A 21,320-nucleotide genomic window follows, 5' to 3' on the forward strand; every position below is an offset into this window, starting at 1 on the left:
ACCTACACATGCTTAGCTTAGCTTTAGCATGCATCAAGCAAGAGCAATAAAAATAAGTTAAAGGCTTTGTGCTCCTGAAAAAAGTATACGCTTGGGCTCACTTGTCAGGTTGGATATGAGTCGTGGCTTAACAAGCTTACAGAAATGAGTAATTTTTTGTCTTAGAGTTATTAGAAAGCTAGGATTTATCAGATGGCTACGCTAGACTATGTTCCTGCTAAGATTAATTATCATTTCACAGCCTATCAGGGCTATTTATCAACAACCATGCGCTAGCTCTATCGTTGTTGTATAACTAGAGGCCAAAAGCTCGGCATGTTATCTCTCTTAAAGCATTGGTATCAACGACACTTCTCACAGCCTGGCACCATTGAATTTGCAGTAGTGCTCATAGCTACATTTATCACTGTCTACTACTTTATGTGGCTCGTAGGCCCACTAGTGGTAGCTCTGTGTCTAGCATTCTGTCTAGACTGGCCAGTTGAAAAACTCAAAAGACGCTTTGGTATCGGACGCAAGATCGGTTCATGCATAGTCATGACCATCTTTAGCTCCTTCTTCATCACCATATGCGTGTTAGTAGCTCCTAATGTGATTAAACAGGGTGCTGAGCTTTATAACTCGATTGTATCGTTTAGCACTGTAGATCCTGAAAAACAGGCTGTATATGATCAGCAAAGCTTTACTGGCAGCATCTTAAGTGGCTCAGAAAATAAAACGAATGCTGTTGATGACAAGACCCAATCTCTTGCTCAAAGCATGGCAGATGATCCTGCCCAAACTGCACATGAAAGCACTCTAAATGCACAAGTTAATACCTCGCAAGAGAGCAATAATAGCGAGAACAAAGATGTAAGTAATGCCAATGAGGATACAGAGAATAGCGCTCCTCAGGTAACCCCTGATACCACCATCATTTACATCTCTACACCTGAGCAAGATGGCGCTAAGCATGTAGCAAGTGCACATGGAACAGAAGTTCAAGCACACCAAAACACTGCAGCTAATAGCACTCATACCTACACAAATCCTGATGGCTATCAGATCAAGGTCATCAACGGTGCTAACAATACGCATGCTCTAGGCACTGTGACTAGTAGCGATGGACAGATAAACCTCACTGTTAACGATTTTGATATTCGTGTGGCACATGAGCTTAATGAAGTCTTAAACAACTTACCTGAGCCAATGCCATCCATGCTCACAATTGCAACTTTAGAGGAGTATGTCAGCCGTATTCGTGTAGCAGCTACCAATAAGATCGCTGACTTAATGAGAACACAATTGATGCCATCAGTTGTAAACGCCTTTACTTGGCTCGTTTACGCCATCATTGTGCCTATCTTTACTTTCTTAATGCTCTACAACAAAAGGCAACTACAAAAGCGTGCACTTACTTTCATTCTGCCAAACAATCAGCAGCTTATGCGTCAGTTCTGGCCAAGCATGCAAGCCCAGATCTCAGGCTATATTCGTGGCAAGATCCTGCACATTGTCATCATTGCTGCAGCTAATAGCGTGGCCTTTATGCTCATGGGCATGAACTACGCGCTCTTGCTTGGCGTAGGCGTTGGCTTATCGGTGGTGATCCCTTATGTAGGTGCAGTAGTAATTGCAGTGCCTGTAGTTATGGTGGCTGTATTCCAATTTGGCTTTAGCCCAGAGCTCTTATGGGTTTTAGTTATCTACACTGTTATTCAGCTGTTAGATAGTAACGTACTTACCCCTATGCTCTTCTCTAAGGCAATGAACTTAGATGCTTTCTCCATCCTCTCTGCCATTTTAATCTTTGGTAATTTATGGGGTTTTTGGGGAGTGTTCTTCGCTATTCCACTGGCCACTTTCGTCAAAACACTGATTACAGGCTGGCCAAATAACGACCCACATGATGAATTTGGTAACCCGCAAAAAGCTGAGGATGCAGCACAAGAAGCGGTACTTACTTTAAGAGAGATAGGAATTAAGAATATTGAGAAGAACTTTTCCGAGCCAGATAAGTCTAACGATAAGGATCGTATCTAATATTCTTTCTTCTTCATGATCAAAAAAAGCGCCTGTAATAGACTATCTTACAGGCGCTTTTTTTTTGTAATACAACATCTCAACAATCAGACATAGCATAAGAACAAGGCAAACTTATGCCGTTTTTTCATGTGCCAGATCGTTTGAATAGCTTTAGCTCTTAGTACATCAGAGTGTAGAGCTTACGACGGTAACGGCTTTGTGCCTTATCGCCATTCATAGTATTGAGAATATCAAGGAAGGTCTTCTTAACTTCTTCCTTGTTAAGATCCTCTTTAAGCTTAGTGAAGAGCATCTCTAAAGCCTCTTCCTTCTTACCTGCCTCAGCAAGTGCTACAGCATAAGCTACAGCGTTCTCATCAGAAGGATCCTTTTCAAACTTATCCTTTAACTCCATTAAAGCTGGGCTGTTTTGTGCCTGCTCGGCTAAAGTTAAAGCCGCAATTAACTGCTGATACTCTGGAGAGGACTTCTCTTCACGACCAGCATCATCAAGTAACTCATGAGCCTTGGCAGTGTTCTTAGCAGCAATGAGCATACGAGCATAGATGAACTTAAAGCTGCGGTTTTCCTTGTCAGAAAGATATGCCTGCTCAGCAGCAAGAACAGCGGCTGATAAGTCACCTGCTGCTTCAGCTTGCAGAGCCTGACGCATTAACAGCTCACCAGCGCTTGGCATGAACTGATTCATGAGTTCTTGCAGGTTATCAATGATCTGCTGCTCACCTTCTAAAATGGCTGCTGGATTGCCCTTATCAAGCACAGCAATAGCAGGTAAACCGCGCAGGCCTAATTGAGAGGCTAAATACTGCAACACAGGCTCATTGAGATTGCACATAGCTAAGGTCAGGTACTCATTGGTATCTGAGATAGCTGCTGTTACAGCAGTCTTGGCGCGTTCACATGAACCGTCTTCCATAAAGAAAAAGCATAAGACAGGCTTTTCCATTGAGCCTTCTAAAACTTGCTGGAAATTTTCTTGTGTTACGTACATTGTTATACCTATACCTTTGGAAAAACTGCCTTATTGTACAGTCCTAGGCTACGATAAGCCACACAGATAGCCAAACTTTAGCAACACTCGGCTCTGAAAATAATCTCACCAATCCTTAAAGTGCCACCTAAATTATGGCCACGATTTAACTGTAGTCACTACTACAAAGAGAGTGCAGGCCATCTTTGTAAGCGTAAATTTTCTTGTGCAATACTACTTCTGGCAAATAAATGCAAGTCTGCAAAAACCTGATATATAAGCCATTGTAAAAGATTAATGATCGGCAATGGTTAGTTAGCAATGACATTTTTACAATATTTGTCTTGACGATTTTAAAAATGGCCTTTCTCAAGCATTTTCATACATACATAAATGCATAAAACATCTGTAAGCTAGATTTTTAATGGCTTTAAAACGATATTTTGGCTTATTCCTTAAATTTATTTGGTTGTCTCAAAAATTTGTGACGTTGCGCAACATTTTTTGTCTAAAAATTCACTCAAAGCCTTGTCACATCTAGGAAACACGCTTTTTATTGTGTTTGCGCATGCCAAACAAATCAAAAGTGATCAAGATCACATAAATGAAGCAAGTTTAAAGCATCTTACAAGAACACTTTGGCCTATTTAAGCCATTTTAATAATTCACAAAACTATGAATTTGCAAAGCTGCCAAGTCTGTCACAAGACCTACTGTTTTACCGACGCCATCACAAATCGCGATTTTTAAGTTTGCGCTAAGATGCACCTGTCCTCGCAAGATGAGATTGGCTCTAATCACGCGGACAAACTCACCAGCTACACAGGCAATAGCCAGAATGAAGTGTGTAGAACTGATGATAGATGAAACTAGAACCTGACCGCAGCTTCATGGTCATAATTTGCGCCTTTTTTCTTGGCCGTGAAGCTACGATCATTTTGATTAAGGCAGGTTTGTTATGGCAGAGAACTTCTACAGCTCTGATTACCAGTCACAATACGCACACGATGATGATGGCTATGTCCATCCAAATAATGGCGAGCAAAACTCTTATGGCCGCTCTTATGGCGGTTCCGGTCAGTACGATCAAAACGGCCAGTATGGTCGCTCCAATGGTCAGTACGAGCGCAACTACGCACCACGCCGTTCAAATGGTGACCAGTACGAACAAGGTGGTTCTAACTACAAAAACAATTACCGCTACAACCGTCGTTTTGAAGGCGGCAATCAGTATCGATCCAATCAAGGCCAAGATGATGGCCTAAAATTCACCATCGTCGAGAGCTATGGTGTTTTCCATACAGATCCTCGTAGTGGCTACACCAAAGAGGTCAACTTAGTTTCATGGAATGAGGCTAAACCAAAGTACGATATCCGCCCTTGGTCTCCAGATCACAAGAAGATGGGCAAAGGTCTTACCTTTACTGCCGATGAGTTCATTATGCTGAACACCATCACCTCCGCCATGATCTCTTCAAAACCAGAGCTTAAGACACGCTACATGGAGTTGTTAAATGACAAACTTAACGACCCAACCGATCAAAAGAGCGCCATTGCTGCAGCAAGCGATATGAGCACCTTAGGCGTACAAAGCAACCTAGCTAGCGCCAAGCCTCAAGAGAGTGCTACTGATCTTGATGATGACGATGACGCAAGCACCTCATTCTAAATAATTATTTGAGCAAACTAGTGCCTGATGCGGTTATGGATTTAGCCGCATCTCCTTTTCTCCCCACCGCCTAAAGCTTTCTTTTTAATCCCCCTCTCCTAGAGCTTTCTTTTGCGCTCCATCTCTAATCGCTAAACTTTTCTCTTCACTCTAACCTAGGCATTCCTTTGAGCCAATCTTATAGAGGCAGCTTGCTGATCTCTTCCACAACTACTCTTTTCTTTTGAGCTACCATCTTCAAGCCTTGCTGCTTGTATTGCCCTAGCTTCTAGAGGCGATCTTGATGGTCATCACCTTCAAGTAGTATCAGATCTAGTGACTGCAGGATAGTTTTAAGTTTATTTACGCTGATTCCGATATGGTGACGCGATTTGAGTAATTGCACTATGCCGTTGAGCGTAAGCTTACCCTCAAATTCCTGATACAGCTGCACAACGTAATTAGAGACAAGCTGCGTACGCAAAGAACGTGTCATATGCTCATCTTGAGGGTGCTTAGTGTAATAATTGATTTTGTCTTGGCTAAGTCCTAAGGCTCTTTGTAGCAACGAGCGTTTAAGCTTAGGATGCTTATCAATCAAGCTCTGGTAGCTCTCAAGGCGCATCGCCATGTGCGTGCACTCTTTAGCATAGGCATCCATAGCACTTAACTTTCTTTCAAGGTCGATCCTTGCCTTAGCGCCCTCCATTAAGCTGCGCATATCCTCAACAAAGCGAGAGTAATTTAACAGCTGCACTTTCTCTGGCAGTTTTTTAAAGTCTTGATCAAAGACATTCACCTTAGGCGGTCTACCGACGCTTTTATCGCTCTTGCTTAAGTACTCGGATACTGCCATCCCCTCATCAAGGCTCGTGACAAGCTCAAGTAGCGATACTATCTGAGCGCTCTGCGCATCATTGGAAGAATCATTAAATCCCTCTTGCGACTTATCCGACGCGACGTCAGTGTCCATTTTTGTAAGCTTGTTCATTAACTCAAGCTTGCTTTTGGCACTGTTAAGGCTTGCTTGGAGCTTAGATTGTTGTGCTTGCTTGTAGCTGAGCTTTGCTTTTTCATCGTACTTGCCTGAAAGTGAGTCTCTAAGCTTGGTGGCCTCTGCATTGGTGCGAGCCGCGTTGACTGCTTGCTCATAGCGCTCTTTAAGTTCGCTTAGGCTCAGATCTGGGTTGTACTTAAGAATAAGGTTGTTCACCACGTGCATATTGGCACTATCAGGAATACGCGCGATGATCGCTCCATTTAGCGGTACTTTAGCTGCAAGGCGTTGCTGATAAGTAGTCTCAAGCTGTTTCTTATCGGCCTTAAACAATACTGCAGTTGCATCTAAGGGGTAGTTATACGCGATCATGAACTCAACTACGCAAGCACGATCATATTTAGAGAGTGGCTGAGGATCGATTAAGTTTGTACAACGCATTGCCTCATCAAAGCCGTGTAGATCAATAAAGTTGAGATAGCGAGCTACAGTATGAGCCGTTTGGCCAATGAGCGCGGCGATCTTGGCGTTGGAATAACCCTCAGAGCGATACTTTAAGACGAACTTGGCAATATCATCCTTACTGACACGGGTATAGCGTCTAAAGTCAGATACCTCTTTGATATTCAAATAGCTTACGTTTGCTTCATATAGTTCAAGCTGAGCGCAATATGCCTGATGGAGCTGAGACAGCGACTGACCACCATTGTGCGCTTTTACATACTCCTCAAGATACTTTAAGTTCACGCTCTCAGGAAGTTTGGCAACTTTTGGACTATCCATGAGCGCATGACCAATTAACTTGCGAATCTCAATACAATCGCCTAGCAAAGAGCTACGCGTTTTAAAGATAAGCTCAAGCATGTACTGAGGCATGTTATAGGCATGAGAAAACTCAACTATGGAGGCTAGCTTGCGTGGAGTAAGCTTGAGATCTTCAGTAAGACTTGGCAGGCGTTTTAACTCATCGAGACCATGAATGTCTTTAAAGCGCACAAATCTCAGGGCACTCTTTTCACTAATGCCAAGCTCTCGAGAAATTTGCGCTGGGCTTAAGTTAGCTTCAATAAGCTCAATAATCTTATTGCGTGTTGCATCATCCAAAGATGTCCTTGAACTTCTAATGTGTTTAGATTCGACCATAAGACTTACTCTGTTTGATACTAAACGCCTAGGATAAATGGATTAGTGCCTAGCCTCTTAGCTGCCCATGATAGCCATTATTAGCACTTGTAACTGGCTATTTTAGATCACCACCAGCTTGCAGATGGGATATAGCTGAGATTATGCGGCCATGCCTCGATTATGCTGCCATACCTAGATTAGGCTGTCATACATGGATTATGCGGCCATGCCTCGATTATGCGTCCATGCTTGGAATATACAGCCTTTGCATGGATGATGAGCTCTGGCATGGGAGCATGCATTTTTGCTGTGCGCTAGCAAAGTCTGCGACTAACTATGTGGTGCTTAACTACGTGGCGACTAACTATGTGGTGCTTAACTGCAGCTTTGCTGCGTTAGATGCTTGTGTGCAAGGGCAGCTTGATAGTGTAGCTGCCCAAGTATGGGGTGGGAGTTTTAGCGCACAAAACGATTTAAATCACGAGTGGATTCAATCAGGCTTTCAAGCTCTGGTCGAGCTTGCAAGATGCGACCATCGCGCTCAACAAATGATGAGCCATCACTTGAGAAGACGGTATTGTGCTTATCGCCAATTAAAATCAGGCTATCGCCACTATCAGAGATCAAGATGCGATGACCTGCTCCACTATTTAAGTTACGACCTAAGGTGTAGTTACCCTCTGGAGTTGTGATATTAACTGCGGTTGCGCCATAAGTTGCGCATATATCTTGATGAGAAGTTAACGCTTGTACGGCGGTATTTTGCTTCTCGCGATCAGCCCATAAGATCATGAGCGGCACATGCTGTACGCCACGATCAAAGACCTCTGAGCTTGGCTTGAGCATTTGATTGCCCTCGCAAGCGGTCACAATGATCATAGTGTCTTTGAGTAATCCAGCTAATGACAACTCACGTAAGAAGACAGCAAAGAGAGCATCTACATGGTGTAAGGAGCTTTCATACATCAAGCGTGCAGCCACCATAGGATCATCCTCGCCAGAGGATTGCACGTCCTTCTCCTTATCGATTAAAGCCTTAGCAGAGGAGTTGATGATGGAAGCAAACTCTTGTGCACGAGCTTGTGCCATAGCATTAACATTAGCTCTTTGCTCTTCACTCTCGTCATTAGGCAGCTCGGCTGCAATGAGTGGCAAGGTTGCATCATCCTCAAAGATGGTCACACTATTCTTATCTGTGCTCAGCGACTGTAAATCAGAGTTATTGTTAGCTCCTGCCTTATAATTCTTAGCAAATTGGGCTCTTGATGCAGCTTGTTCCTTAAAGTCACGTAAGTCATTAATCACTAAAGTGAGCTCATATGGACGCTTGTCAAAAGAGTTGTATAAAGAGATCTGACGGAAGGCCTCAATAAACATCTCGCGTACATTAGAAGCATGACTCATCTGTGAAGGAGCTAAGGCTGATGCCTCAAGCAAGGATGAGTAGTAATGACGCTTATTAGCAATCAAATTAGGATCGCTAAAGGACGCATCAGAAAGAATTAAACGACGAACGTAATCCTGGCGGTACATGGTCTCGAATGGTACTGGCAGGATATTACCTGAATACAAGGCACGACGGTACTGCAAAGGCAGACCGAAGTTCATAGAGTAAACATTGTCGATCTCATTTTTATAGAGCAAGTAGTGATTTTCAAAGCTCTGTGCATAGGACTTAAAGTCCATGAGATTCTTACTGTTCTCTTGGGTTAAATCGTTATATGAAAGACCATTGAGGCTAATGGTGATGACATTCTTAGGCTTTTGCTCTTCATCAACAGTGATCTTGCCTAATGGATACTCCATGTAATCGGCAATATTAGCTGCAGCATTAGCATCGAACACTTCGTTATTAAGCCAACCATGCGAGCTTAAAAATGAGCGCGCTGTCATTGGGTAATGCATCGGGAATGAGGAGCGTAACAAAGTAATACGCTCATACTTAGTAGCATCAGCCCAAATATGCAGAATATGCGAGCAAATGAAGCAGGAGATGAGGGTAATTAAAATGCTTCTGACCGCATACGGATGATGATCGCGGTAGAGTGAGTGTGTAGTGATTTTGGCAAAGAATAATTCAAGGCCAATCACTATAGGCACAGCAATGAATAAGAAGTTGTAGTTAAGGCCGGTACTGAAATCAAGCTCACGGACGATGAGGTTAAGTGCCGTCATACTCAGGTGGACTTTAACCGCTAAGTAGATCTTGATATCAAACAAGAGCGCAGTATGTCCAATTACCGCAAGGATTACAGCAATAACACGGTAGTAGCGGAAATTACCAATAAAAGCTAGCGGGAAGAGCAAGACCATGTAGAAGACCACAGCCAAAAAGCTCATATGGCCAAGAGAGGTAACTACAAGGTAGACAAAGCTCAAAAAGTCTGTGGCTGGAGGAGCTGCATAGACGTAGCTAAGTCCTAACAGACATGAAAGGAGCATGTTTACAAAGATAAAGTAGTGGCCCCAGGTAATTGAACGGGACACCTGCTCTTTGTAGGAAAAACGTTTTAATGAATGCTTACCGTCGCTCATTGCAGGCACTATTCCAACTGCAAAGATCTATGCCTTACGTAATCTTCATATACCGCAAACCTAGAATCTTTACCTAGGTTTAAGTCATGTTCTTTACGCCCTAATGTGTACGTGATTCTAGCATAATTAGTTCACTAACTCTCCCATCAATACTCATGAGCAGCACCATGATGGCCAAATAAAAATCTCATCTGCCTCCCTTTTGCTAAGAAGGCAAATTGCTGTTATGGGCATGCATCATCTTTTAGATAAGCATATTTTTGCCTACACCACTCCTATATCATCTTTTTACACAAGTTCTTTTTCATATAAATATAGTTTGTAATAGCCCAATTAAGCGCTTGCAAAACGTCAAAAACCGCATTTATTTCAGGAAAAAACATTTTGTTTGCACTTTAGCAAGTTTTCCTTTAGCTCAAAAGTATCATTATCGGTGCTGGCCAAAGCTTCTATTTAATGGCCTAACCATTTGTTTATGTATGCGCTCACCTTAGATTCTCAATGCCTGTGGTGCAGCTTTAAGCATACATATACAGCTCCATGACAAAGTACGCCCTAGTTTGCTCAATAGGAATAATTGATCATGGGAGGAGTACACCGTATGCGTGATGCTCAACAAATCAAAGCTCTACCTTACTTAGCTAAGGTCTATGCCGATCGTTACAATGTTTTTATCAACATTCAAGGCTGTAGCGCCTACTCTGACGGTCATTCCATCACTGTTCCAAAGCTCGATGTTAGCTCTCAAGAACTAGAACGAGTGCTTTTTGGCTTCGTAGCTCATGAGGCTGGCCACATTCGTTTTAGTGACTACAAGGTCTTAAACAAGATCTCTAATGACGACCGTTTGCGCGTGCTCGTCAACATCCTTGAAGATGCTCGCATCGAAAAACTTATGAGCCGTACTTTCATCGGCGTATATGACAACCTAGAGCTCGTTAACCGTAGCCTTTACAAGACTCAGCTAATGGACTTTAAGAGAACTAGCTCCATGCCTAAGCTGCAGTTACTTTTCAACTACATCATGTATACCTCACAGAGCATCGTTAATCAGTATCGCGACGCTGCCCTGATGAGCCGTCTTAGCTATCAAGAGCTCAGTTGCTTAATCAACCCTCAAGGTCTTGATGAGCTTAAATCACTCTTGTACGAAAGTTGCCCCAAGCTTGAGAACACCGAGCAGGTCTATGAACTAGCTAAGCGCATCGACTCAATGTTTTGTGGCCAGACTTTCTTTGTCCCAGACTTTAGACGCTTTGCCATACGCTACAACCTGACCTCAGCTTTCGATCAGGCTAACTGTATCGCTACTGCAGCTTTATACGGGCAAAAGTTCGACTACCCAGTTTTATGCCCAAGTCCATTCATGAGCAAGGTGCACAAGATAAAGCCTTTTGCCCAAAAGCATGGTCTGCCGTATACGGTCAAACAGCTCATGAAAGAGTGCTACCCAACTTTCTTATGTCCAAAACCACTAGACCTCTTTAGTCGTCTCGTCTTAAAGCCATCTGACCTCCTGCCTGCAGATCTTATCAAGGAGGCCAAAGCCTATGCCGACGAGTCCTTAGGCGGTTCTGCACACTTAAAGCACTTCGAGCGCTTCATGGACAACGAGTTTTAGTGAGGTGATCTATGCACGCACATTCTCTTTTTGAACAATTAGATGCACTTGAGACAAGCTTTTCTAATCCACATGGCTCCAAATTAGATGCTTTTAAAGACGACCATGAGCACCTAGACAGTAGCTATCACGAGCACCTAAACAGCAGCGATCACGAGTTTCTAAGTAATGGCGCTCATGCCCCAGAGCAGATGTCGCTCATGCATGATCTGCCTTTAGATGAAGGATCTCTAAGCGCTGATGGCCGCTCCGAGCACTGCAGAATGGGCCCACTTACTCCAAGTGCCACTACCCTCACCCATGACATCGACTCTAGCTGCTTTCATGAGCTTACCGATGGCGCAGATAGCAGTGCCGCATGCTCTGATACCGATAGTGGCATTACTGTCGACGCAACCAATGCTCTGGGTAAGAACGCCATAGTACAGCAAGAGCCCCTGGCATCTCAGGCAGATATGGAAGTTCAGGCAAATTGCGCCGATGACGATGATTGCAAGGGAGTTCCTTGCGCCAAAGCATTTATGCGCTCAGGGCGTAATCAGGAAATGAAAAACTTAGATATTTACGAGGCCCTCAATCATTACGTTGAGCCTAAAAATATCTACACCACTCCAAGCCCTAGCAGCAGCACTGACACCCAAGGTACCAATGTCGCAGCCCCTACTTTCTCTGATGATGGCGCTGCCGATACCGACGGCTTAGCTGCTGGTTGTGGAGCTAATAAAAAGATTGAGTTTGCTGCAGCAAAAGACGCGGCTGCGTGCTCATCACATGTCGGTGGTGGCGCTGCATCTAAGACTGGTGGTGAGGGCTCATCTTCTAATCAGGATAGCTCCGATGAGTCTAAGGACGATAAGGACCGTGATAGTTTAATGATGAGCGGGGATAACGATTGTTTATACGATCGTCGCCTGACCCGTTATTGCGGCAAGTATAGCGATCTTGAGTCGTTTAGAGCCAATCTCATCAACAAACAGCGTCAAATTGCGCAAATGGCTCGTGACAATGATAGCGAGCTGAGCACTCAGCGTCTTGGCATGGTTCACCGCTGGAGTGTCGATAGCTTCTTAGACAGTGATTTTACTAGACCTTTTTCTCAAGCCTTTGTTGAAGAAGAGGTGCCTAGCCAAATGTTCAACGGAGTAGCCTTGCCATCCTTTGCCCTAAGCACACGTATCATCGCCGATGCTTGGGCAAATCCATGCGAGTTCATTCCGATCATACCTTGGCTGTGTATTCGCAATCTGCCTAATCTCTTATCATCTCCATTGCGTCGCCTCAGCCTCAAGCAGCAAGATGCGCTTAAAGCTGTACGCCTACTACAAGAGAAGATAGTCTGCCACTTTACAACTTTACAAGAGTGCGCTGAGGCTGTAACTCGAGCCACTAAACAACTCTCTGGTCTCTTGCCTGATGATCTGAACTCCAATGAAGCTCAATGCAAACGCTATCAAGATATCCCTGCCTATCCTGTAGTGCAGTATTTACAAGATAACAATGAAATCTTGCTGTTAAAGCTGCGTTCAGACAATCGCAAGCTCATTGTCCGTCAGTCACCAGAGTTGATTTTAAAAATACGCTTTATGCTCGATAACGAGCGTCGCAAGCTTAAGTATCAGCGCAAAGCAGCGATCTTAAAGGAATACGGACTGTTAAGTGACTTAAACCTTAACCTCGATCCACCTTTAAATCCTGATGCCTATTGCGTTGATCGTGACGCTAAAGTGTGCGTACTCAAACGTGATATCGACCTTATCATGGCGGTCAAAAAGCTCTATCTGTCTTTTGAAAAGCGTCAAGATATACCGCTTTGCGTCAGTGAAGATCACTACAGGCTCTTAAATAATCGTCTTAAGGATGTAAGCGATCAAATTGAACGCCGCGATAGTAATGTCCGCTCCTTACGCACTATGCTCTATGCCATGCGCGATCCTAGTGACAAAACCTCCATCAATCTTGTCAAAAGACGCGCTAAAGCCATGGGCATTGCGCCAAGTAAAGAGGGTATTCAGCAAGCCCTTGAGAGCAATCAACCCACTAGAGCCAAGTACGATCCAGACACCCACGAGATCTCCATACCGCTTGATGAGAGCGCAGGCTATTCGTTTTTATCAGAACCTGTGCGTCTTGGCAGACATCTATTGTTTAACCACGACTGCACCAAGGCCTTTATCGACTACCGCGTACGTGATGATCAGCAGCTAAGCAAAGTTGTTGCGGGAACCTATGGTATTGGCCAACAAGACTCCTCTTTAGATCCTAGCGATGAGGAGAGTAAGGCCTTTACTGTCGATGCTGACGAGGCATTGCAGATGTACGAGCCACTAGAGCTCTACGAGGGCCTTATTAACACGGTTGCCTGCACTCCTCGCGATCTTAATGAGGAAGATGGCAAGAGCAACGATGCTAGCAAAAACATTGAGATCTTAGATGAGCATATACGCGATCCACGTTTAGAAAACACATATTGCGATGCTCTTAGAGAGTATTTGTACGCCAATGGCCAATTTGATCTTGGACTTGAGGCCCAAAACAATGTCTCAAGCGTTATCGATGCACTAGCCAAAGAACAGAACGTAGACCCATATCGTGGCGTCGGTGGCATCACCATCATGCCAGATAAACCTTTAAAGCGCGGCGATGAAATTGACTCTAATGCAAGAACCTTCATCCCTGATGAGAAGATGATTCAACGCTTTTTAAAGGAGGCCAACACAGAAAATCAGTTCTTAAGACGAGTTCTACGTCAAAAGGTTACCGCTGCCGTATCAAAAATGCGTGGTCGTAATCCAAAGGGACGCGAGATTGATCCACTGCGTGCTCAGTTCATCAAGATTGGTGAAGATCGCATCTTCAAAAAGCGCTTTATCAGCGAGGACTTTAATACCTCTATTCACATACTTGTGGATATCTCAGGCTCCATGTGTCACGTATCTAAGCCAGTACCAAAAGAGCAGATGCCATATGCCACTCGTTGCTATCACGCTTGTAAAGCAGCGTTGTCCATTGCCTCTGCCCTCTACGGCATTGATGGTGTCTTAATCGCATGCAGCTTCTTTCCAGGCTTTATTGAAAATAGCTCCACCTTCACGGCCTTACATAGCAATGAGCGCCTCTTAACTAAAGCACGTGACTTTTTGCAAGAGCCTCATGGCAGTACACCAATGGATGACGCTATCTATACAGCCATGCGTCAGCTCAACAATCAAACAGCTGACCGCAAGATCATCATCATGATTACTGACGGCGCACCTGATGATGTGGATCGCACCAAACACGCTATTGAGTCATTAGAGCAGCAAAACATTGAGTTGTATGCCATCGGCATCGAGACGCAAGACGACTACCACCTCTTTAAGCACTTTGCCTCATTAGATGAGGCCAACAAACTTACCGAGGTTATGTCCAAACTGCTTATTGAGCTGAGCAAAAGCAAGTTTGCCAATCAACTTGAATAAGAGTCTTTGGCCAATCTATCAACAAGAACAAAACCTAAAAATTCTTGAGTCTCTACTGCCTCAAGTAATTAAAGCAATGCCTATAAGGCGTTGTATAAACAAGGAACTGTCTTATGTTAAAGACAATCTTCAACAAGAAAGTGATCGATCAGTCTAATACAGACATCTACTCAACCTATTGGAACCACCCACCAGAGACTTGGGAATTTCTCTTTGCCAACGACAACCCTGATCGTGTCATGGTGCGCAACATTCTTCTTAACGAATGCTGTCCAAGTATAGTGCCCACCAAGACTGAGGAGAACTACGGTCGTATCGAGTTTAATCGTGTCGACAAGTTCAGAGCCGATCTCTTAGACTCACCTGCTCTTACTGAAGAGGCCCAAAAGAATGGTCTTATGTACTTGCTCATTGTTTTTGCCTTGCTGTTTGTCATCTTGCTACCTGTTTTAACTAAGGCTCCTGCAAACCTTAGGAACGTAATCTACCCACAAACGATCGAGCTGATGCAAATTCTTGAACAAGAAGAGCAGGCCAAGGCGCTTAAAGCTCAACAGCTGCAGTCCGCCCAGGTAAATACCGCTGATAACGAGCTACAGTCAGCTCAGAGCAATACCACTGATAACGAGCAGCAGTCGGCACAAAGCACGGCTAGCCAAAGTGAGCTGCAGTCGTACCTGAGTAAGAGCAGTGCTGAGGGGGAAGGTACAACTCATCAGTCCTATCTGAGCTACCTAAATAACGACATTAACCTAGGACCAAAATACACTGAACATGTGTACTTATATCGTGATCTCGACAAGAGCCTTGAAGATTACAAAAACGATCTCATTGCTAAAACTCAACCACCTAAGATTTCAGAGTCTGAAAAGAGAGCTCAAGAGTTAGAGGCCATTCCTTTAAGCAAGGCTCTTGAAGATAAACCAGCGCTTGTAAAAACAGCCGCTCGTGCGATCTTGGCAAGCCAAAAAGCTCAGCTAGAAAAGCAAAAGGCTGCGGCCGATCCAGCTAATCACAAGCATCAAGACTATGGCATCAACAAGGAATTTAAGCCATTTAATCCGCTACCACCGTCTTTAAAGCTCTCAAGCTCAGACCCATTTGGCACCCATCAGAGAGTTATGGAGTTTAAGCCACTGCGTGAGGCCCTGCACTTTGGACCAAGCCAAAATAGGTTTAAAGCACCGTCAATCGACATGGGAAATAAGGCTATTCACAATAAGCTTGACCAAAACCAGCTCAATGCGGAGGTTAATAGAGTAGATATCAGAGACAAGCTAGCAAGTACACAAGAAGAGAACTTAGGTAACGAGCTTACTAATAGCTAAAAGCCACCACAATTTACCCTACCTCTAAAAAAGCCTTGGCACTAGCAAAAAGCCCCATCAATAGATGGGGCTTTTTGCTGTAATAAAGATATTGTGTAGGCCTCTTTATACGCCAAAAGAGCTTAGGATCGGCTTGCCTGACTCATCGAACTTTAAGGTGCCATCTTTATAGATACTTAAATCGCAAGCCATAGTGTAGGCATCCTCAGCAGGATGCTTGGAAGTAGCAGCATAGTACTTCTTACGAGTACCTGTAATGGTAAAGCCATAGAGGTCGTAAAGGTACTTAGCCACTTCATTAGAGACACGTACCTCAAGGTAGCAAGTAGCTGCTCCCTCGGCTACGCATTGTTCTAAGGTATAGCGTAAGAGTTTATGACCAAAGCCTAAGCCTTGATACTGTCTTTTAATGCCAATGGTATAAAGCTCTGACTCATCACAGACTAAACTGATGATAGAAAAACCAACAAGCTCACGATTGATGAACAAACCAAAGCAACGAGTATTATCAGTAAAACAGGCCTCAAGCGAGTCATAAGACCATGGATCGGAATGCGCACTTACATCAATCTCATGCAAAGTATGCAAGATCTCAGGGGTTGGCTTGTCAATAAGCTCAATACTCAGCTTCTCATGCATTGCATGTCGTCTTGAACCCATAAATCTTTTCTAAACCTCGTTGCGCTTACTACTTGAAAATAAGTAAGACGGCTTAATACCAACAGTATTCGTTAAAGAGCGATGCCGCGTGAGGCAAACTCACTTTTTAAGAAGTTCCACACTGCCTTTTTATCATTGGTCATGACAAAAGTACGATTGCTTGGCATTGGGTATGGAGCATATGGCATCAAGATAATGTCATTAGGCTGATACTGCCAGGCCGGATGATATGTCGCTACTCTTAAACCCTTGGAGTTTAAGAAGCGCATCATATTCTCTAAATAAGTAATCGAACTATCCGGCTGTACATAAACATCAGCATCAGGTCGACTTGGCGCACCACCGACAGGAGCACTTTGCGCTGCTACAGGAGCTGGAGCCGCAGGCGCTGCTTGCATAGCTGCAGGAGCCATCTGCATCTGACCTTGTACAGGTGCTTGCCAAGATTGATTAGGCACATAGCCCATTTGATTTGGAGCCTGGCTACCAAAGCCTTGGCTGGAGGCCTGATTGTACGCCTGATTTGGCGCTTGATTGTAAGAATGCCCAAGAGCTTGGTTTGGCGCGTAAGGCGGCGCAACTTGGCCAGGGTACCCTTGTAATGGTGCTTGTGCGTGGGCCTGTGATTGTGCGTGGACCTGGGGCTGGGGCTGGGGCTGGGCCAGTGTTTGTGGCTGAGCTTGGGCTTGGGCGGCACGAGATTGCTCTTGAGCGTAGGCTGCAAGCTGTTGTTCTGTAGCAAACTGTTCGGCGCGGGCGTCGTTAGCGAGGCGCTCGTTATCAGTAATCTCGCTTTCTAATTGCGAATGAGTGCGATCAGAGAGGGTTTGCTCACTTAATAAAGAGCTTTTTAAGGCTGCAAATGTCTCGCTCACAATGGCAGCATTGCGAGCCATATTTTCTTGAGCTTGAGCTTGTGCTGCAGCTTGAGCAGCTGCCTGATCAGCACCTTGTGCTGCATTGTCTTGTGCTACGGCTGGCTCTTGCAATGGGACAGCTGACTCGTTAGATATGCCAGAGCTTAAATCCGGAGCTACTCCATTTGCCTTGATAGTGTCATCCTCATCAGACTGCTGAGCATAAGGAAAAGATATATCTGGATTGGCTCTCCAGACTACTTTGGATTGATGCATACTCGTCCTTTAGACACTATAACTACCAAGAAAACAAAAGCCCATCTTACGATGAGCCCCATGGCCACATAATAGCCTATAGAGCGATGCATAACCAAGATCATGGTGGCACATCGCTTAAGTAGCTAAGAGAGCTTAATTATTTGTCCTTCTTAACTGGCAGAATCTCAATCCAGTAATCATCTGGATCGTGAATGAAGTAAAGGCCCATGACCTCGTTCTCGTAGCAAACGCAGCCCATTTGCTTGTGGAAAGCTCTAACCTCGTCGTAGTCCTCTTTGACACGCAGGCACATGTGGCTCTCGTTGTCACCTAGCTCGTATGGATTGGTGTGATCACGCAGCCAAGTTAACTCTAAAGAGAAAGGAGTGGTGTTGTCACCTAAGTAAACGAGAATGTAAGAACCGTCAGCAGCTTCCTTACGACGCACTTCGACAAGGCCTAAAGCCTCTTTGTAGAATGCAATAGAGCGCTCTAAATTAGTAACGTTGATATTGAAGTGATCAAAATGGGCAGTGATTTTCATGAGAACCTCAAACTGAGACACTAAAGAGTACTTAGCTATTTTAACTTAGAAAACATCTATCACAGCGTACTAATGAGACAAAATAGATCGCAAAGGAGCCCCATAAGTACATGTTTGAATCTATGGCTCCTCGCTCTAAAAGAGTCGCTATGCTCAAAGCTTAACTGCTTTGGCCATGGGCATGTGCAACCAAGAGACTAGTTGCTTTGGCCATGGGCCTGTTCAGCAACATGCTTATGATCTTATGCATTCACATAGCAATAGTCGCCTGCATAGACAGGGAGCCAAATGTGCTTGTCGCTTAGAGGGCTTTGTGGGCTAACTAAAGTAATGGCGCTTTGTGGAGTGTCGCACTCGTTACCCTTTTTAAGGTTCATCTTAGAAAAGAGCGCATTGCATCTTAAAGCGTCCTCAGTTTTATCTCCCATTTCCCACACGTGCATAGGAATGAGCATGGAGAATGGAACATTATCATAGAGCTCTGAGGCTCCTGCCAAATAGTCTTTCTCCATGCGAGGATCGCAATCGATCATGACAATATCAAAAGAGTCAAAGCGCTCCTTGATAAAAGCAAGCTCTTTTAAGAAGAACTCGTGAGCCTCTTTGATCTCAGAGTCGGTGCTTTCACACATCCAATGCCAGTAGTTAAAGTCGCCACCATGGTAGATAGACTTACCTGAGGATAAAGACTCAATTGCAAAAGAAACACCCACATCAGTTGAGCCTAACGCGGTGATTTTAAGGGTCTCATCTTCATATACATCGCCTTTTGCAAGGAAGGTAATGTGCTCTAAGTAAGGAGCGACAAACTTGCGGCGATACTTTTTAATATCCGATGAGAAAACCAGCTTGACCTCAGGATACTCTTTGTCTTGTTCGCGGCGTTTTTGCGCATAGGCAAAGAAGTTGAGGATGAATGGCAGGAAATGATCTTTATGGAAGTGGGTTGAGAGGATGTACAGAGGCTTATCTAAAGAGATCATCAGCTGAGCCATTACACCAGGAGCAGTGTCTGGATAAGAGATATTCATACTCTCATCCATAGGACGTACTTCATCTTGCTCCACTAAATTGCCGCAAGCCTCAGAACCAATGGCTCTAACCACACCGCCCTTCTTTCTTTTATCAAAAGGCAATGCATAGCCATCAAGAAAGTAGTCACAGAGGATGTAGCACTCATCCTGCTCAATTAAAAAGCCATTGTGATAGAGATAAGTAATCTTCATGCAATCCCCCAAAGAGCGATCTTGTTATCTTATTCGAGCTTGATTGTAACTAATCATGCACAAACAATGCGACTAAAGCAAAAGCATTGCCCAAATGAGCAAAACCAGAGCTTAATTAGCAAAGATTGCTTAAATTATGCAAACAAGAAGTGCTTAGATAATAAAGGGGAGTGTTGACTTAATAAGGAGAGCAATCCTCGAAAACAGCCTGTCTTGGAGTCACAATAGCAAAAGACTGCATAAACGCAGTTAGCTATATGGCTTATAAGGTCGGTTTAGAAATAGACTGGCTGTTTTGGAGAGGCAATACCAAGAGGATGGGGCTAAGCAAGAGTAGCTTAGTAAGCGCGTTAACGAAAAAGCGACTTTTATGTGGCTTAATCTTGCGCTTAAGAATACTGTGGTCAAAGCCAAGGCTGTGACGCTTGATTTTTGGTATAGCCAAAACGAAAAAAACCCCAAAAAAGGGGCCTTGATGGCAGGAGCAGAAGGACTCGAACCCTCAACCGTCGGTTTTGGAGACCGCTGTTCTACCATTAGAACTATGCTCCTGCAATGGCGCGTATTATGCCGATTTTTGCCAATGCTGTAAAGCGTTTTCAAAACTTTTTTCCTAACTTTTCTGCCAACCTCTATCAAAAGCGCATATATATCAGCATTAAAGCCACTAAAAAGCCTGATAAAAGCCTATAAAAATGTAACTTTGCTACCATCACTTGCTAATAATAGACGGCATTCTCACCATCAAAACTCTACAAAACCGCTCACTTAAGCTTGCCTTGTGACGAAATAATTTACATCTTGACTGAGGAGCGCATCTTGGCTTTCTTGTATCATGCAGCACTCTTAGAGCAGTTCACCATACATAACCTTGGCAAGAAGACCAATTACCTGTCAGACAGGTATACTTAAGCAATTTTTTTTACACAGTCATTATGCCTAGATATAAAGCCCTTAAATTCAAGGCGCAGCCACATATTATGGAGTCAAAAAGCAGCACTTTGTTTGAATAATGATATAGAGATCACGCTTTTATTTCTGTATAATGAGGTTTTCAGGAACAGCGCATAATGATGTTCTTGAGAACCCACCTTGCCTGTTTCCGAACTGTTAACTCTGACAACAGTAGGGAACTATCTCCATGACCAATCCCCTCTTCCAAAAAGATATCATCTCAATCTCTGAGTTCACCCGTGATCACATCGAGCTCGTTTTAAAGACTGCACGTACTTTAAAGGACAACCCACGCACTGATCTTCTCGCGGGCAAGCTCGTTGGTGTTACTTTCTTTGAGGGTTCTACAAGAACTCGTCTTTCATTTGAAACCGCTATCAACCGTTTAGGTGGCCGTGTAATCGGTTTTGCTGATGCCTCCAACACTTCTTTAGGCAAGAAGGGCGAGACTTTATCAGACTCAATTCGCATTATCACCTCCTACACTGACGCTTTAGTAATGCGTCACCCAATGGAAGGTGCTGCACGTCTTGCTGCAGATCTTTCCCCTGTTCCAGTGATCAATGCAGGTGACGGTGCTAATCAGCATCCATCACAGACCCTGCTCGACTTATTCACCATCTACGAAACTCAAGGCAAGGTGGATGATCTTAAGATCGCTTTCGTAGGTGACTTAAAGTACGGTCGTACCGTTCACTCCTTAGCCGAGGCATTATGCATGTACAAGAACGTACACATTTACCTCGTCTCCCCTGAGTCTCTGGCAATGCCTGATTACATTCTCAAGCACCTGCAGAAGAATAACGTCAAGTTCTCCGTACATCCAACCATTGAAGAGGTTATTCCTGAGGTTGATATCCTCTACATGACCCGCGTTCAAAAAGAGCGTTTTGATGAGACTGAGTACCAGAACCTGCGCTCCAAGTTCATCTTATCTAAGAGCATGCTCTCCGAGGCTAAGAGCAATATGAAGATTCTTCACCCGCTCCCTCGTATCGATGAAATTACCTTAGACGTAGATGAGACCCCACACGCCTACTTCTTCCAGCAAGCAGCCAACGGTGTCTACGCCCGTCAGGCCTTATTAGCCTTAGTCTTAAACAAGGAGATCTAA

General features: G+C 44.2%; 12 protein-coding genes, 1 tRNA gene and 1 pseudogene. 6 read left to right on the forward strand and 8 right to left on the reverse strand.

Annotated elements, in window-relative coordinates:
* The first annotated feature begins 315 nt into the window (after window positions 1-315).
* Complete coding sequence (locus tag RDO37_RS09035; protein WP_308498843.1) at window positions 316-2,022, forward strand: AI-2E family transporter; 1,707 nt, start codon at window positions 316-318, stop codon at window positions 2,020-2,022.
* A 160-nt stretch (window positions 2,023-2,182) separates the two neighbouring features.
* Here RDO37_RS09035 and RDO37_RS09040 read toward each other — a convergent pair whose 3' ends face one another.
* Complete coding sequence (locus RDO37_RS09040) at window positions 2,183-3,016, reverse strand: tetratricopeptide repeat protein (RefSeq protein ID WP_027939607.1); 834 nt, start codon at window positions 3,014-3,016, stop codon at window positions 2,183-2,185.
* Between the two features lie 1,252 nt (window positions 3,017-4,268).
* Here RDO37_RS09040 and RDO37_RS09045 point away from each other — a divergent pair.
* Window positions 4,269-4,430: pseudogene (locus RDO37_RS09045) on the forward strand (YdbC family protein); the annotation flags it as partial.
* Between the two features lie 502 nt (window positions 4,431-4,932).
* On the opposite strand, the gene RDO37_RS09050 reads toward RDO37_RS09045, so the two are convergent.
* Both RDO37_RS09050 and RDO37_RS09055 read right to left on the reverse strand, forming a co-directional pair.
* Window positions 4,933-6,744, reverse strand: a complete 1,812-nt coding sequence (locus RDO37_RS09050; protein WP_308498844.1) for a hypothetical protein — start codon at window positions 6,742-6,744, stop codon at window positions 4,933-4,935.
* A 477-nt stretch (window positions 6,745-7,221) separates the two neighbouring features.
* Window positions 7,222-9,300 (reverse strand): DUF3413 domain-containing protein, encoded by a 2,079-nt coding sequence (locus tag RDO37_RS09055; RefSeq protein ID WP_308498845.1) that lies wholly within the window; start codon window positions 9,298-9,300, stop codon window positions 7,222-7,224.
* Window positions 9,301-9,883: 583 nt separating this feature from the next.
* On the opposite strand from RDO37_RS09055, the gene RDO37_RS09060 reads away from it, so the two are divergent.
* The 3 genes from RDO37_RS09060 (at window position 9,884) to RDO37_RS09070 (ending at window position 15,707) form a co-directional block, all read left to right on the forward strand.
* Window positions 9,884-10,921: a hypothetical protein gene (locus tag RDO37_RS09060; RefSeq protein ID WP_156907559.1), complete on the forward strand. Its 1,038-nt coding sequence runs from the start codon at window positions 9,884-9,886 to the stop codon at window positions 10,919-10,921.
* An 11-nt stretch (window positions 10,922-10,932) separates the two neighbouring features.
* Window positions 10,933-14,379 (forward strand): vWA domain-containing protein, encoded by a 3,447-nt coding sequence (locus tag RDO37_RS09065; protein WP_308498846.1) that lies wholly within the window; start codon window positions 10,933-10,935, stop codon window positions 14,377-14,379.
* Window positions 14,380-14,492: 113 nt separating this feature from the next.
* On the forward strand, window positions 14,493-15,707 hold the full coding sequence (locus tag RDO37_RS09070; RefSeq protein WP_308498847.1) for a hypothetical protein: 1,215 nt from the start codon (window positions 14,493-14,495) through the stop codon (window positions 15,705-15,707).
* 105 nt (window positions 15,708-15,812) lie between these two features.
* Here RDO37_RS09070 and rimI read toward each other — a convergent pair whose 3' ends face one another.
* The 5 genes from rimI to RDO37_RS09095 form a co-directional block, all read right to left on the reverse strand.
* Window positions 15,813-16,367: a ribosomal protein S18-alanine N-acetyltransferase gene (gene rimI, locus RDO37_RS09075; RefSeq protein WP_281709797.1), complete on the reverse strand. Its 555-nt coding sequence runs from the start codon at window positions 16,365-16,367 to the stop codon at window positions 15,813-15,815.
* Window positions 16,368-16,438: 71 nt separating this feature from the next.
* Window positions 16,439-17,500 (reverse strand): hypothetical protein, encoded by a 1,062-nt coding sequence (locus tag RDO37_RS09080; RefSeq protein WP_308498848.1) that lies wholly within the window; start codon window positions 17,498-17,500, stop codon window positions 16,439-16,441.
* A gap of 139 nt (window positions 17,501-17,639) precedes the next feature.
* Window positions 17,640-18,026, reverse strand: coding sequence for a VOC family protein (locus RDO37_RS09085; protein WP_027939615.1), 387 nt, complete (start codon window positions 18,024-18,026; stop codon window positions 17,640-17,642).
* 242 nt (window positions 18,027-18,268) lie between these two features.
* On the reverse strand, window positions 18,269-19,252 hold the full coding sequence (locus RDO37_RS09090) for a hypothetical protein (protein ID WP_308498849.1): 984 nt from the start codon (window positions 19,250-19,252) through the stop codon (window positions 18,269-18,271).
* 476 nt (window positions 19,253-19,728) lie between these two features.
* Window positions 19,729-19,804 (reverse strand) — tRNA-Trp (locus RDO37_RS09095).
* 589 nt (window positions 19,805-20,393) lie between these two features.
* Here RDO37_RS09095 and pyrB point away from each other — a divergent pair.
* A complete protein-coding gene (gene pyrB / locus RDO37_RS09100) occupies window positions 20,394-21,320 on the forward strand; it encodes an aspartate carbamoyltransferase (RefSeq protein ID WP_303073566.1) in 927 nt (308 codons plus the stop codon).

It is taken from the genome of uncultured Anaerobiospirillum sp. (assembly GCF_902485895.1).
Taxonomy (GTDB): Bacteria; Pseudomonadota; Gammaproteobacteria; order Enterobacterales; family Succinivibrionaceae; genus Anaerobiospirillum; species Anaerobiospirillum succiniciproducens.